The 13,848-nt window shown below is 71.7% G+C and carries 15 protein-coding genes; 2 read left to right on the forward strand and 13 right to left on the reverse strand.

Translation table 11 applies throughout. The features are described 5' to 3' along the window. Positions 1–13: 13 nt before the first annotated feature. The 9 genes from K6T25_RS04805 to K6T25_RS04845 all read right to left on the reverse strand — a co-directional run bounded on the left by K6T25_RS04805 (position 14) and on the right by K6T25_RS04845 (position 7,442). Complete coding sequence (locus K6T25_RS04805) at positions 14–508, reverse strand: DUF7519 family protein (protein ID WP_222916948.1); 495 nt, start codon at positions 506–508, stop codon at positions 14–16. Continuing rightward, positions 505–1,866, reverse strand: a complete 1,362-nt coding sequence (locus K6T25_RS04810; protein ID WP_425600877.1) for a DUF58 domain-containing protein — start codon at positions 1,864–1,866, stop codon at positions 505–507. The genes K6T25_RS04805 and K6T25_RS04810 overlap by 4 nt, the downstream gene beginning before the upstream one ends. Continuing rightward, positions 1,863–2,564: a DUF7269 family protein gene (locus K6T25_RS04815; protein ID WP_222916949.1), complete on the reverse strand. Its 702-nt coding sequence runs from the start codon at positions 2,562–2,564 to the stop codon at positions 1,863–1,865. Before K6T25_RS04815 ends, K6T25_RS04810 begins: the two co-directional genes overlap by 4 nt. After that, positions 2,561–3,577, reverse strand: a complete 1,017-nt coding sequence (locus tag K6T25_RS04820) for a DUF4129 domain-containing protein (RefSeq protein ID WP_222916950.1) — start codon at positions 3,575–3,577, stop codon at positions 2,561–2,563. The genes K6T25_RS04815 and K6T25_RS04820 overlap by 4 nt, the downstream gene beginning before the upstream one ends. Before the next feature lie 109 nt (positions 3,578–3,686). Then, on the reverse strand, positions 3,687–4,796 hold the full coding sequence (locus K6T25_RS04825) for a zinc-dependent alcohol dehydrogenase (protein ID WP_222916951.1): 1,110 nt from the start codon (positions 4,794–4,796) through the stop codon (positions 3,687–3,689). Positions 4,797–4,960: 164 nt separating this feature from the next. Beyond that, complete coding sequence (locus tag K6T25_RS04830) at positions 4,961–5,392, reverse strand: universal stress protein (protein ID WP_222916952.1); 432 nt, start codon at positions 5,390–5,392, stop codon at positions 4,961–4,963. A gap of 25 nt (positions 5,393–5,417) precedes the next feature. Next, positions 5,418–5,831, reverse strand: coding sequence for a sodium:calcium antiporter (locus K6T25_RS04835; RefSeq protein ID WP_240009225.1), 414 nt, complete (start codon positions 5,829–5,831; stop codon positions 5,418–5,420). A gap of 151 nt (positions 5,832–5,982) precedes the next feature. Further along, positions 5,983–6,522 (reverse strand): response regulator, encoded by a 540-nt coding sequence (locus K6T25_RS04840; protein WP_222916955.1) that lies wholly within the window; start codon positions 6,520–6,522, stop codon positions 5,983–5,985. Positions 6,523–6,746: 224 nt separating this feature from the next. After that, entirely contained in the window at positions 6,747–7,442 is a 696-nt protein-coding gene (locus tag K6T25_RS04845) for a helix-turn-helix domain-containing protein (RefSeq protein ID WP_222916957.1), read from the reverse strand. A gap of 185 nt (positions 7,443–7,627) precedes the next feature. Here K6T25_RS04845 and K6T25_RS04850 point away from each other — a divergent pair, with 185 nt between their 5' ends. Both K6T25_RS04850 and fdhF read left to right on the forward strand, forming a co-directional pair. Then, on the forward strand, positions 7,628–8,578 hold the full coding sequence (locus K6T25_RS04850) for a hypothetical protein (protein WP_222917849.1): 951 nt from the start codon (positions 7,628–7,630) through the stop codon (positions 8,576–8,578). Positions 8,579–8,686: 108 nt separating this feature from the next. Beyond that, positions 8,687–10,771, forward strand: coding sequence for a formate dehydrogenase subunit alpha (gene fdhF / locus K6T25_RS04855; RefSeq protein WP_222916959.1), 2,085 nt, complete (start codon positions 8,687–8,689; stop codon positions 10,769–10,771). Positions 10,772–10,897: 126 nt separating this feature from the next. On the opposite strand, the gene K6T25_RS04860 is transcribed toward fdhF, so the two are convergent. Genes K6T25_RS04860 through K6T25_RS04875 form a run of 4 tightly spaced genes read right to left on the reverse strand, consistent with a single transcriptional unit; the run spans position 10,898 to position 13,733 of the window. Continuing rightward, positions 10,898–11,299, reverse strand: coding sequence for a glutaredoxin family protein (locus K6T25_RS04860; RefSeq protein ID WP_225917805.1), 402 nt, complete (start codon positions 11,297–11,299; stop codon positions 10,898–10,900). A 27-nt stretch (positions 11,300–11,326) separates the two neighbouring features. Beyond that, a complete protein-coding gene (locus K6T25_RS04865; RefSeq protein ID WP_222916961.1) occupies positions 11,327–11,758 on the reverse strand; it encodes a DUF6684 family protein in 432 nt (143 codons plus the stop codon). 47 nt (positions 11,759–11,805) lie between these two features. Continuing rightward, positions 11,806–12,636, reverse strand: coding sequence for an ABC transporter permease (locus K6T25_RS04870; RefSeq protein ID WP_222917851.1), 831 nt, complete (start codon positions 12,634–12,636; stop codon positions 11,806–11,808). Positions 12,637–12,653: 17 nt separating this feature from the next. Continuing rightward, positions 12,654–13,733 carry an ABC transporter ATP-binding protein gene (locus K6T25_RS04875; protein ID WP_222916963.1) on the reverse strand — a complete coding sequence of 360 codons (1,080 nt, stop codon included), beginning with the start codon at positions 13,731–13,733 and terminating at the stop codon, positions 12,654–12,656. Positions 13,734–13,848 lie beyond the last annotated feature (115 nt).

Below are 13,848 nucleotides of genomic sequence, written 5' to 3' on the forward strand. Positions count from 1 at the left end.
GCACCGCACGCGCTCACCGAACCGCGCTCACCAACGCGATCGCCCCGACCAGCAGGAACACCAGCGCGACGACCGGCTGGCCGCCCGCGGCGGCGACGTAGACGCCGAACGACACCGCCGCGGCGACGGCGCCGACCGCGACGGAGCCGGCGGCGTGGGTCGCGACGTTTCTGGTCGCGTCCGTCTCGCGGCCGAGCTGCTCGCCGAGACCGACCGCGTGCTCGCCCAGATCCCACGACAGCGACGCCGCGACCCCGCCGACCAGAAGCGGTCCCGGTCCGGCGCCCGAGAGCCCGCCGGCCAACAGAACCCCCGCGACCAGCGCCGTCGCGCCCGCCCCGATCACGCGGCGAGAGCCGACCCGCGTGCCGATCGTGACGAGCAGGACGCCCACGCCCGCGACGCCGCCGCCGGGTGGGGAAACCAGCCCGAGCGCGGCCGCGCCCACGGCGGCCGCCAGTGCTGCCAGCGCGATCCCGAGCCGGGGCGGCTTCCGCGTGACCGTCACCGCGACCACCGCGCGCCCACGCGCTCCAGTTCGGTCGCCAGCGACGCCTCGCCCCAGTCGAGCACGCGGATGCCGGCCGATCGGAGCCGCGAGACGCGGTTCGCCCGTTCGACGCCGGCGAGGCGGTGGCCCGGCGTGTCGTCGGTCGTCGGGTCCGGGGAGATCACCGTCACCGCGTGGCCGTACGCGTCGAGCCGTCGGGCGACCGTCGCGGCGTAGTCGTCGGGCAGCGGCGTGCAGAACAGCACCTGCGCGTCCGCGGGGAGCCACCGCCGGAAGCGACGCACCCACGTGGTCGGGAGGAAGCGCTCGTCGCTCGGCGTCGGCGCCAGCGACGGGTGCGTCGCCAGCAGCTCGCGGGCGCGGGCGGCGTGGTCGTCGCCGACGCCGGGGTCGAGCCGGCAGTCCCCGGGGGCGAACGCCGCGACGCCGACCCGGTCGCCGCTGTCCAGCAGGGCGGGCACCGCCTGCGCGGCCGCCTCGACGCTCCGCTCGACGGCGTTGGGCGACTCCGGGTTCGGCGCGAGGTACGCCTCCTCTCGCGCGTCGATGCAGACGACGACCGTCGCCGCACGCTCCTCGCGGAACTCGAGCGTCGACAGCTCGCCCGTTCGTGCGTACCGCGCCCAGTTCACGCGCTTGGCGGGGTCGCCGTGGCGGTACTCCCGCGTCGAGTGGAACTCGATCCCGGCGCCGCCGACGTCCGTGGGGACCCGCCCCGAGTAGACGGTCGTGAGCCCCCGCAGGGGGAGCGACGCCGTCGCCTCCAGTTCCGGCGCACACCGCAGCGTCGTCGCGCCCTCGGCGTCGATCCGGGCGTCACGCTCCCTGGATCCGCTGGGGTTGCGCGCGAGCACGTGGACAGGATCCCACTCGTGGGCGCCGCGGATCGCCGTCACGCGGTAGCTGAACGTCGCCGTCCGTCCCGGTCGGAGCGCGGTTCCGAGCCGCGCGGGGTCGTCCGTCGCCAGCGCGGCGGGGACGCCGTCGACCGCCCGGAGGTCCGGCAGCACGCCGTCGCCCTCGTTGCGGATCCGCAGCGTGACCGTCACCTCGTCGCCGGGATCGGGGGTCGGATCCGAGAGTTCGCGTTCGATCGTCACGTCGAGGTCGGGCGCGGCGTCGCCGCGGGCGTACGCCGCGAACGCGACCCCCAGCGCGCCCACCAACACGAGCGGCGGGTGGCGCAGCAGGACGCCGAGTCCGACCGGAACGAGCGCCAGCGCGGCCATTCCCGTCCATCGCCCCGTGGGCACGACGCCCTTCGGGCGGATCTGTCCGAGCGGGTCGACGTTGCGGCCGTTGGCGCCGGTCGACCCGTCGGCCTGCTCCCGACCGCCGGCGGCGCCGCCCGTCACCGGCGCACCTCCGCGAACGCGTCGCGGGCGGCGTCGACTCGGCGTCGACCCGCCCGGCGGACGCCGGCGAGGACGTACCCGGGGACGCTTCGGGCGCGTTCGTCCCCCGTCGCGCCCGGGACGGCGCCGTCGGCGTCGCCGACCGCGAGGCCGTCGGCGTCCGCTCTGGCGGCCGAAAGCGCGTCGACGGCGTGGACGACCCCGTAGCGGAACTCCGCGTCCGCGCCCAGCAGCCGCCGCAGGCGCGCCCCGGGCGGCGGCGGTACGTCCGAGCCGAGGAACCACGCGGCGACGGGGTCGTCCGTCCAGCCGCCGCCGTCGACGGCGGCCGAGACCTCGCCGTCGGCGTAGTCGCCGCGGGCGCGTAACGTCTCCTCGGCGACCCGGCGGAGGTGCCGGTGGAACTCCCGACGGCGCTTGATACTGGCGCGAGAGAAGCCTCCTCGGGTGAGCAGTTCGTCGTCGGCGTCGCCGGGAACGGGGACCTCGTACCGCTCCTCGGGGTCGCCCGTCTCGATCGCGCGGTGGTCTGCCGTCCGCGCGTCGTTGGCGTATCGGATCCCCTGGACGAGCGCGAGCACGCCGGCACCGGTGACGAACACGTACGTCAGGTCGAACAGCCCCGCGAGCCCCCGCTGGGCGACGACCACGAAGCCGAACGCGACCGCCGCGACGCCGACCGCGGCGACGGCTCTCATTCGCCGTCACCTCCGCGGGCACGGTCGTCAGTGGGGTCGGCGTCGGGTGACTCCGCTTCGTCTGGCAGGTCCTCGCCGGCGTACGCCTCCTCGATCCGCCGGAGCGCGGCGACGGCCTCGCGCTCGCGCTCGGCGGTCGCCGGCTCGTCGCCGTATCGGACCGCCTCGAAGGCCTCGGTGAGCGTGGTCACGTCCTCGCGGGCCATCCCGGCGTCGACGGCGGCGGCCGCGAACTCCGCGGGCGTCGTCGACCGGGGGTTGTCGACCGCCAGCGCGCCCGTCATCTCGCGCCACGCACGGTACACCTCGTTCTCCAGGTCGGCGTCCGACTCCAGCCTGTCGGCGGCCTCCCCCGCCCGGGCGCCGACCGCCTGCCGGCGCTCGGGGGCGGGCGGCTCCGGCGCCTCGTCGGCGAGCTCGTCCTCGTCGTCGCCGGTGGAGACGAACAACAGGAGGACGCTCCCGAGGATCGCGACGACCAGCAGTAGTCCGACGAGGGCCGTCGGCGCCGAAAGCGCCTCGCCGGCGGCGTTGGCACCCGAGGACCCCCCGCCCGACGGGAGCAGCGAGGTGTTCTCGACGGCCGACTCGGTGGCGCCGATGGCGACCGCCGTCGGGTTCGATCCACACGAGATGAGCGCCAGGTACAACACCCCGAACGGGAACAGCGCCGCCGCGACGAACAGGCCGCTGATGAACCACGATCTCGTCGTGCGGTACATCGACGCGAGGAACAGCCCGACCCCGCCGAGGAGGGCGAGCTGTACCCCCGGCCGGGTGAGGAGCTCGACGCAGACGCTCAGCTGCAGCCGAGCCTCGCCGGACGGCTCGTCGCCGCCGAGGTCGATCGATCCGTCGCCGTCCGCGCCGATGCCCGCGTCGTCCGGGGCGGTGCCGGCCCCGACGCCGCCGGCGGCGCTCGTCGTTGCGGAGTCCAGCGTCGCGGCGGCGACGCCGAGCGCGAGCACCGCGAGGAGGGCCAACGCCGCGGTGACCAGCGTCCGTCTGTCCACGATGTGGTCCGGTAGCGCGTGCCCCGATTAAGGGATTTCGACGCCAGCGGGCGAACCCGGTTTCGATCGCCGCCGGCTGCATGGCGACCCCGTCACGGAACCGGTCTGGTCAGTACGTCAACAGTACCTGGAGCGCCTCCGCCGGCCGACGGTCGAGGAGGTCGTACGCGTCGGGCGCCTCGGCGACCGGGAGCCGATGAGTGACGAGGCGGTCGGTGTCGATCTCGCGCAGGCGACGCCACGCCGTCGCGAGGCGGCGTCCCACCGTCCAGCGTCCGCGACGCTCGGGCGCGAGCGTGCTCACCTGACTGGCGCGGATGTCGATCCTGCTGCGGTGAAATCGGCCGTCCAGCGACAGTTCCGTCGGCTTGGTGCCGTACCACGACCCGACGACGACACGGCCGTCATAGCCGGTCGCGTCGACGGCGTCGTCGAGCGCCGCGGGGTTGCCCGACAGCTCGTAGGTCAGATCGGCGCGGCCGGGTATCCGCGACTCGTCGCGGTCGTCGGCCCCCGTCTGCGGCGTCGCCGTCGCCGAACCCGATGGCTGGGTTGCGGACGGGCCGCCTCCTCCGTCGCTCGCCGGACCGTCCGCGAACAGGGACGCGGGATCGACGGCGTCCGGATCGACACTTCGATCGGCGCCCATCGCCTCGGAGCGGTCGCGTCGGCTCGCGAGCGGATCGACCGTCACCAGCTCCGTGAGAGGGAACGACGACAACAGCGCCGTCGTGAGCAGTCCGATGACTCCCTGCCCGAACACGACCGCGCGCTCGCCGATCGCGGGTTCGCCGTCGAGCGACAACGTCACCGCCGTCTCGACGTTCGGGAGGAACACGGCCCGCTCGGGCGGGACTCCGTCGGGCACGCGACTGACCGTGTCGACGCCGACGACGAACCGACTGGCGTGCGGGTGAAACGCGAGCACCGTCTCGCCGCGCCACGCCGGGTCCACCTCCGGGCCGACCGCGGTCACGGTGCCGACGGTGGCGTAGCCGTACGGGAACGGGTACGAGAACGATCCCGACAGCGACGGGAGGGTCTCGTCGACGGCGGTCTCCGGGTTCATCTCGCCCCGATACAACAACAGCTCCGTTCCGGGACTGATCGCCGACACCGTGGCTTCGACGACGAGTTCGCCGGGTCCCGGGTCGGACACGTTCGTCTCTTGTACCGCCACTTCTCCGGGGCCGGTGAAGTATACCGTCCGTCCCGTCACGGATCACCACGCCCCCGATGTGGCGAGGGTAGTGCGGGCGAGACCGACAGACGCGCTCGGCGGAGCGCGTCCCGTGCTGTGTCCTGCGCTGTCATCTTCCGTACCAGGAACCTCATCCGTATAATTGCTCGGACAGATCGCCGGACAGACCCGCGATGGCGTCGTCAGTCCTCGTCCTCGCGGTGACGAACCGTGAGTACCGGAACGTCCGAGAGGCGGACGAGCTTCTCTGTGACGCTGCCGAGCAGGTAGCGACCCACTCCCGTGCGCCCGTGCGTTCCCATGACGACGAGGTCGATCCCCTCGTCCTCGACGTACTCGAGGATCTCGCGGTGGGGAACGCCGGTCCGCACCGCGGTGATCGTCGTCACGTCCGCCGCCTCGGCGCGTTCGGCGACCTCGTCGGTCGACTCCTGTGCGCCCTGCTCGAGGGTGTCGTACACCGATCCGAGCCCCTCGTTGACGGTGTAGATGGGCTCGACGACCGCGAGCGCGTGCAGCGTCGCGCCGTACGTCTCGGCGAGACCGATCGCTCGATCGATCGCCCCGTCGACGGCCGTACTCCCGTCGGTGGGAACCAGAATGCGTTCGTACATGTGAACAGTGAGGCGAGCGAACATGTTAGATCCGATGGATGGTTCCCGGAACGTGGGGACAGGCGGCTATGTGACCGTGCCGAGATTCACGAGGAACGCCGCGTACAACACCAACAGCACGACCCCCTTCCCGGACGGTGGGTTCACCGTCTTGCGTGATGAAGTAGTACGGCAGCGTGGCGAGCAGCATCGCCGGGAGGGCGTACCTTCGGACACTTTCGGGGACCGCGACGGGTGCGATCAGACTCGGGACGCCCATCACGGCGAAGGTGTTGAAGACGTTCGACCCGAGGACGTTGCCGACGGCGATATCGAGGGCACCGCGACGGACTGCGGCGGCGCTGACGGCGATCTCCGGCAGCGACGTACCGATCACCGCCGTGACGGCGACGAGCTCCGCGCCGACGAGGAACGGCGAGGCCCCGGCCGCGAGGCTCACACGCTCGGCCGTCGAGGCGAACGCGTCGGACGCGATCAACAACGCCGCCGGCGCGACGACGGGTCCGGAGGGGACTATCGATCATGCGGTCGACAAGTCGTGAAACGGCTGCGGGGCGGTCGTCGAACGCTTCGACCCGACCGGGGAGCTCTCACGCGACGTCGCTGAAGGCCGCCTCCGCGCCGACGGCGTCTAGATGGTTGTCGAGATCCGCTCGGACCGACTCGAGATCGTCACACAGCGTCTCGTACGCGGCGGTCGAGGTCTCGCCCGCGATCTCCAGCGCCGCCTTCTTCGACGCGAGCGCGAAGAACTCCCGGCTGCGTTCGTCGTAGGAGGCGCGCTCGATCAACACCTCGACCAGCCCGACCAGTTCGGCCTCGTCGACCGGCTTGATACGGTAGTCGTCGAAGGGCATGTCGACGATGTCGGCCGTCGGCTCGACCGCGGTGAGCATCGCGACGCGACAGTCTGTCTCGGCCGCACGCAGTTCCCGGAGTACGTCGTCGCCGTCCATCCCCGGCATCCGTCGGTCGATCAGCGCCACGTCGACCGAGTCGTCGGCGACCGACAGCGCCTCCTCCCCGTCGGTCGCCGTCCTGACCTCGTATCGGTCCTCGAGGTACGCGCTGTACAACGAGACCAGTTCCGACTCGTCGTCGACGAGGAGGACCGTCGCGTCGTCGTTCACGGCTCCCCCGACCTCCGTCGCGTCGGATCGATCGTCCGAGGTCCCATACGGTACCTGTCCCGTCGCCCCAACAAATAGCCACTCATCGAGGTATCATATCCGATACTCCTCGGACTGTGTGCGGGGGGCCGGAAGTCCCACAGACGGGCGCGACGGGAGGACACCGGATCGGCGAGAGACGGCGTCGGAGAGCCCGAGCCGTCACCCTCATCGCGATCGAGCGATCACGCTCCGGCCAGCGTTTCCTCCAGCAGTTTGCGTTGTGCCGCCGCGAGGTGCTCGGCGAACGTCGAGGGCGCGATGTCGAGCGCCTCGGCGACCGCGCTCGCGTTGGCTTCGCGGGGGCGCTCGAAGTAGCCCATCCGGTATGCGATCCCCAACACCTCACACTGGCGGTCGGTGAGCCGCCCGCGGTCGACGAGAGTCCGATCCGGCGCCGCGTCGCCGCTCGCCGCGCCGTGGACGAGGTAGCGGACCTCGACGCGCTCGGCGATTCCGTCGAGCGCCGAGACCACGTCGCGGAGGCGTTCGAGGTCGGGCAGATGGAGCGTTACGACCAGAACGCCGTCCTCCGCGCGCGCGTCGGCGATCGGACAGTCGAGCTCCTCGATGATCCGGCAGGGGCACTCCCCGTCGCGCGGGCGGTCGTACCGGTACACCCGCTCGTCGCCGAGCTCGACGACGGACGCCGCCGCCGGGACCGCGTCCGTCCGGTCGACCGCGTCCGGGTCACGGGCCCGGAACTCCTCGGTGTGTGTGTCTTCCACATGCGTCCAGTTGATGCCCGTGAGCGGGCCGTCGTGCGCGATCGACGCCGCGACGACCGGACAGTTCCCCGCGCCGTGGATCGCGACGCCCGCGCGGACCCCGGCGGGCGTGTCTCCCGCACAGTCGTCGGCCGGCCTCCCTCCGGTTCCCATCGGATCGTGGAAGGGACGACGGACACAAAGGCATGATCCCGGACGAGTGAGCCGCTCGGCGGGTCCTCCGAGAACACCCACAATACTGTGGGTCGGTCGGTATCGGTTCGGGTCTCGGAGCCGGGCCCGTGCAACGGACGATCCACGCGGTCGGAGCGCTCGCCCTGGTCGGCTCTGGAGGCGGGATGAGCGTCGCGGCGGCCGTCGGACTGGCGGCCGGGGGCGACGCCCACTTGTGGGCCGGGGCGGGGATCGATACGGAGCTGCTGACCGGCGCTGTCGCCCTCGCCGTCGTCGCGACGAGCCTCGGCTACACCGCCGTCAAGGAGGCCCGATGGGCGCTGCGGGCGGACGGGTTCCACGTCACGCGAACCGATCTCGGAAACGCGGTCGCCGTCGCCGTCGCGGCGCCGGTCACCTACGCGCTCTCCGTTCAGGTTGGCGTCGGGCCGGTCGTGGCGTCCGCGCTCGTCGGACTCTGCGCGTTCCTCCTGACGGAGACGTACGGCGCTCCCGCGTACTGCGGCTCGTTCGTCGGGATGGCGACCCCGGCGGCCGACGCCGATCTCGGGGCGGTGACCGCCGCTGGCCTCGTCGCCGCCGGCGTCTTCGTCGCGGCCAAGCGCGCGTTCAACGGGTTCGGCGGGAAGCTCGGGACGACCGCGTTCGTCGGCTGTCTGTCGGTGGCGGGGCTCGGCGGCCTCACCCCCGGAACAGGATCGGTCCCGAGCCCGGCCGTCGCGGTGGGGCTCGTCCTCGCGGCGGCCGTCGCCGCTCCCGTCACCTTCGTCGTGAGCGTCCGGCTCGACCACGGCCCGGTCGTCGGCTCCGCGATCGTCGGAATCGTCGCCGGGATCGTCTGTCCCCCGCTGTTCGCGGCCGGCGAGGCGGTCGCGACGGTCGCCTTCTGCGCGTCGTTCGCCGGGATGGCCACGCCGGAGCGGGTTCCCGGTCCCGCCGCGATGCTGCTGGCCGGCGGGACCGCGGGCGCCGTGTACGTCGGCGCGGCGCCGTACTTCGTCGGGTTCGGCGGGAAGCTCGGCACGATCGCGTTCGCCGCCTGCCTCGTCACCGCCGGGGTCCTCTCGCTCGGTCACGTCCTCCCCTCGGTCGACGGCGACGCTGTAACGAGGTGACGGTGGACGTGGCCGACGGATGACGGTCGCTGGCGATACGAGCGATACTTAAAACACCACGCTACGCTGGTGTCATCGGGAGGACCGTGGAACCGCTACCGCGGCGTGATGACCGAGCCGACCGAGACGCCCGAGCGGAGCTTCGAGTCGAACCCCACCGTCTGTCCCTTTTGCGGCGTGGGCTGCAGCGTCGAGTACGCCGGCAACGGAAGCGCGACCGGCGTCGAGGGACCGGTGAACGCCCGCGGAGAGATCTGTCCGAAGGGCGCGGCCGCGTTCGATGTGGTCGACCACGAGGACCGCCTGACGGAGCCGCTCGTCGAGCACAACGGCCGCCTCGTGACGGCGCCGTGGGAGGAGGCTCTCGACCGCGTCACCGACGGGATCGAGCGGGTGGTCGACGAACACGGCGCGGACGCCGTGCAGTTCTTCGCCTCCTCGAACTGTACGAACGAGGAGAACTACGTTCTCCAGAAGCTCGCCCGAGTTCTCGGAACGAACAACGTGGACAACTGCGCGCGGCTCTGTCACGCCTCGACGGTCGCCGCGATGAACGAGCGGCTCGGCGCCGGTGCGATGACGAACACTCTCGATGACCTGCGGGAGGCGGACTGCCTGTTCGTTAACGGCGCGAACCCGGCGGAGCAACACCCGGTGGCGTTCCGTTCGTACCTTCTTCCGGCGATCCGCGACGGCGCGACGCTGATCCACGTGGACCCGCGGGCGACCGACACGACCGAGACGGCAGACGTCCACCTCCCGCTGCGCCCCGGGACCGACATCGAAGTGGCGAACGCGATCGCGGCGGTGCTCGTCGAGGAGGGTCTCGTCGACGAGGCGTTCCTCGCGGAGCGGACGGCCGGGTTCGACCGGCTGCGCGAGTACCTCGCCGACGTCGATGTCGCGGCGAACGCCCGAACGGCCGGCGTCGACCCGAAGACGCTTCGGGAGGCGGCGCGGGCGTACGGCGAGGCAAACCGCGCCGCGATCGTGACCGGGATGGGGACGAGCCAGCACCGCTGCGGCACCGATAACGTCCATGCCCTGCTCAACCTCGCACTGTTGACCGGCAATATCGGCCGGCCCGGAACCGGTGTGAACCCCCTGCGGGGCCAGAACAACGTGCAGGGAACCAGCGACGTCGGCGGGCTCCCGGGTGTTCTCCCGGGCTACGAGCCCGTGACGGATCCGGACGCCCGCGAACGCGTCGCCGCGGAGTGGGGCGTCGAGCCGTCCCCCGAACCCGGCCTCACCGAGGTCGAGGCGACACACCGGTTCGGCGACGAGGTGCGGGCTGCTGTCGTCTTCGGCGAGAACCCGGCGGTCACCGAGCCGAACGCGACCGCGGTCGCGTCGGCGTTCGAGGCGCTCGACTTCTGCGTCGTCATCGACCTGTTCGAGACGGCGACCACGGCCCACGCGGACGTGGTGCTTCCGGGGAGCGCGTGGGCCGAGAAGGCCGGCACCGTGACGAACACGGACCGCCGAGTGATGCGGATGCGGTCGAACGCCGACCGTCCGGGGAACGCCCGGCGCGACCTCGAGATCCTGAGTACGCTCGGGCGTCGGTTGACCGACCGGCCCGACGCGTTCGCGTACGACGGGCCGGCGGCGGTGTTCGAAGAGTTAACGCGCGTCTCGCCGATCTACGGGGGGATGAACTACGAGGAGATCGGCGATGGCTACCAGCGTTGGCCCCGCTCAGCGACGGACGACGCAGGGACGAACGTGTTGCACGAGGAGACGTTCGCGACGGGCGAACGGACCGCGCCCCTCAGGGTCGTCGACCCGGTCCCGCCCGCGGACGACCTCGAGACGGGCGAGCTGACCCTGACGACCGGGCGCGTGCTTCAGCACTTCAACAGCGGAGCGCTCACCCGCCGCTCGCGCCGACTGATGGCGATGTGCGGCGAGGACGTGCTCCAGATCCACCCGGCGGACGCGGCCGATCGCGGGATCGACGACGGCGACCGGGTCGTCGTCTCGAACGAGCGCGGGACCGTCGAGACGACGGCCGAGGTCACGCCGGCGGTTCGCGAGGGAGTGGTGTTCTGCACGTTCCACCACGCGGAGCCGCTCGTGAACGCCCTGACGGGGGACGCGCTCGATCCGGATGCGGGGATCCCCGAGTTCAAGCACTCGGCGGTCGCCGTCGATTCGGCCGCCGAGGTCGACGCGGTCGAATCCGACTGAGGGGGCGGCCAGAGACGTCGAGCGTATTGGCCTCGGCCTGGCGGGGACGGTTTCGTATCCCAGTTGACAGTGTACGGCTGCTGTTGGAGTGGTCGAACCATGGAACCGCTGGGCGGGTGTACTAACCTAGAACGGCGCGTCCGGACCCGCACCGCCGGTCGAATCGGTCTCGACCGCATCCGCGTCGACGTTGAGCGTCTCCGCGAGCTCGCCCCGCTCCTCCAGTTCCGCGAGGATGTCGCTGCCGCCGACGAACTCGCCGTCGACGAACGTCTGCGGGATCGTCTCCCAACCGCTCTCGGCCTCGAGGGCCTCGCGGAAGGCGTCGAGGTTCTCGAGCGTGTCCACCGTCGCCACGTCGTCGCGGTACTGGCTGATCAGCCCGATCGCGCGCTTCGAGTAGCCGCACTGGGGCATCCGGGCGGTTCCCTTCATGAACAACACCACCTCGTTGTCGGCGATCGCGTCGGCCGTGCGATCGTGTGCCGCCTCGGCGTCGATCCCTTGATCCGTTGGGTCGAAAGTCACAGTATCTCTCGTATCGGAGCGACCGTGTTAGGAGTTGTGCCGAGGTCGATCGTCGTCGCGGGACTCGCCAGTGTCGTCAGAGGCGTCCCGATCGGGACCGTCGGCGCCATCGTCACGGCCGTCGGCGCCGTCGGCGGACCCGTCCGTATCGTACAGCGAGACGTCCCGATTGCCGTCGAGGTCGCCGCCGGCGCGGACGACGGCCCGAGCGGCGACGGCGCTGACGAGGACGACGCCGGCGATCAGCGCGGCGTGGAAGCCGAGCAGCGGATCCGAGTCGAGGTCGCCGGGGGCGAGCATCCCGAACCCGACGACGAACGCGACGAGCATCGCGACGGGGACCGCGTTCACCGTCAGGTCCGAGAGCGTCCGTCCGGAGATCACGCTCCCGGCTGTTTCGGGCCGGGAATCGTCGGTCCCGTCCGCGGTGCCAGGGTCGGAATCAGAGTCGAGCGCCACGAGTTACCGTTAGTGAGTAACCGAGTGCGCCTGAACGTTGCGCCGGGTCAGTAGTCGCCGAGCACGCCGAGGCGACGCGCCCGCCGGGTCGCGAACTGGAAGACGACGTAGCCCCCCGCGAGGTAGCCCGCGGCGACGGCGACCAACAACGCGAGATCCGCGAGCGGGAACTCCCACAGACGGACGCCGTCGACCATCGCCCGCTGGAGCATCGCGCTCCCGTGCGCCAGCGGCAGCGCCCGCAGCCAGGGCTGGTCGAGCACCGGCGCGGAGACGAGCACGACGAAGCCGAACTGGAGGAGGTTCAACCAGTTGCCGACGCGCTTGTACAGGACGGTGACGCCGCCGGCGGCGAAGCCCAGCCCGAGCACGGAGACGATCGCCAGCCCCGCGACGACGACGACCGTGAGCGGCGCGATCTGCAGCGTCGTCCCCGTCGTGACGAGCATCACCGCCAGCACGACCGCGGAGGTGAGGAACGTCCGGATCACCTTGGCGACACCCTTCAGCAGCGCGACGGGGGCGAAGCCGAACGGCGTGGTGACGTGCCGCTCCAAGGTCCCCCACTGCACCTCGCTGGCGATGTCGTTGGACACCGACGAGTACGCGCCGACCGCGAGCGTCCACAGGAAGTAGCCGACGACGATCCCCGACAGCGAGTCGGCGAGCGCCCGCCCCGCCAGCAGCCGGCCGCCGAAGAACAACAGCCCGAAGAACACAAGCGAGATGACGATCCCGCCGACCGCGTTCGCCGGATACCGGACGAAGATCAGGAACTCCCGGTAGAGGACCGCCCGAGCGAGGTCGCGATACGTCGCCGGACGCGGGTCGTCGCGGGCGGCGGCGCCGTCGTCGCCGGCGGCGACGTCGTCGTCGATATCCGTGTTCGCGGCGGTCACTGTGCGCCTCCCTCGTCACCGATCGCGGCGGCGGGCCGGTTCGTCGCCCCTCCGGCTTCCCGTCCCACCGTGGACCGAGCCGGTTCCGTCGCGCCACGGTCGCCGGTCAAGCGGACGAACACGTCCTCGAGGCTCGGCTCGACCGTCTCGACGCGGTCGAGCGTCACGCCGGCCGCACGCAGCGCGTCGAACAGGTCGTACACCGCGTCGCCGTCGGTGACGACCTCCAGGGACGGCGGGTCCCCGTTCGCGTCCGCGTCGGCAACGTCGAACCGCCCCTGGAGGTCGTCGATCGTCGTCCGCGAGAGGTCGTCGCTCGCGACGCGCACGCGGTAGTCGTCGACCGTGCCGAGCAGTCGCTCGACCGCGTCGTCGGCGACGATCGACCCCTCCGACACGACGATCACGCGGTCGCAGACGTCCTCGATCACCCGCATGTCGTGGCTACTCACGACGACCGTGAGGTCTTCCTCCTCGGCGAGCCGGCGGATCTCTCGCCGGAGCGTCCGCGACCCCTCCACGTCGAGCCCCAGGGTCGGCTCGTCGAGGAACACCAGCTCCGCCCCGCCCGCGAGCACGCTCGCCAGCGACACCTTCTGTTTCATTCCCCGAGACAGCTCGCGAACGGGCGTGTCGGCCCTATCGGCCAGGTCGAGCCGGTCGAGCAGGCGGTCGTGGCGGTCGGCGACCGAGTCGGGGGCGACCCCGCCGATCGTCGCGAAGTAGCGGAGGTTCTCCCGAACCGTCAGCCGCCAGTAATCGTTGCGCGCGCCCTCCAGCATCGCGTCGACGTTGGCGTAGGCGGCGCGCCGCCCGTCGGTCGTGTCCCGGCCGAGGACGCGGACCGTCCCCTCGTCCGGGATGACGGTTCCGAGGATCGACTTGATCAGCGTCGTCTTGCCCGCGCCGTTGGGACCGAGCAGGCCGACGACCGACCCGCGCTCGATCGCGAACGAGACGTCGTCGACCGCGGTGACCGCGTCGTCGCCGGAGCCGAACCGCTTGGAGAGCCCCTGAACGGCCAACGCGGGCGTCCCCTCGGGGTCGGGGACGCGGCCGTCCGGTGTCGGTGTCATTGACAGGAGTAGTCGTGCGTGGCGGATAAGCGGTAGGGCGACGGTAGCAGCGACGGCGATCGCCCATCGGGACGTGTGCGGGACGTCCGCCCCCCTGTTCGACGATCGGCGTATC

This window comes from Halobaculum rubrum, assembly GCF_019880225.1.
GTDB lineage: Archaea > Halobacteriota > Halobacteria > Halobacteriales > Haloferacaceae > Halobaculum > Halobaculum rubrum.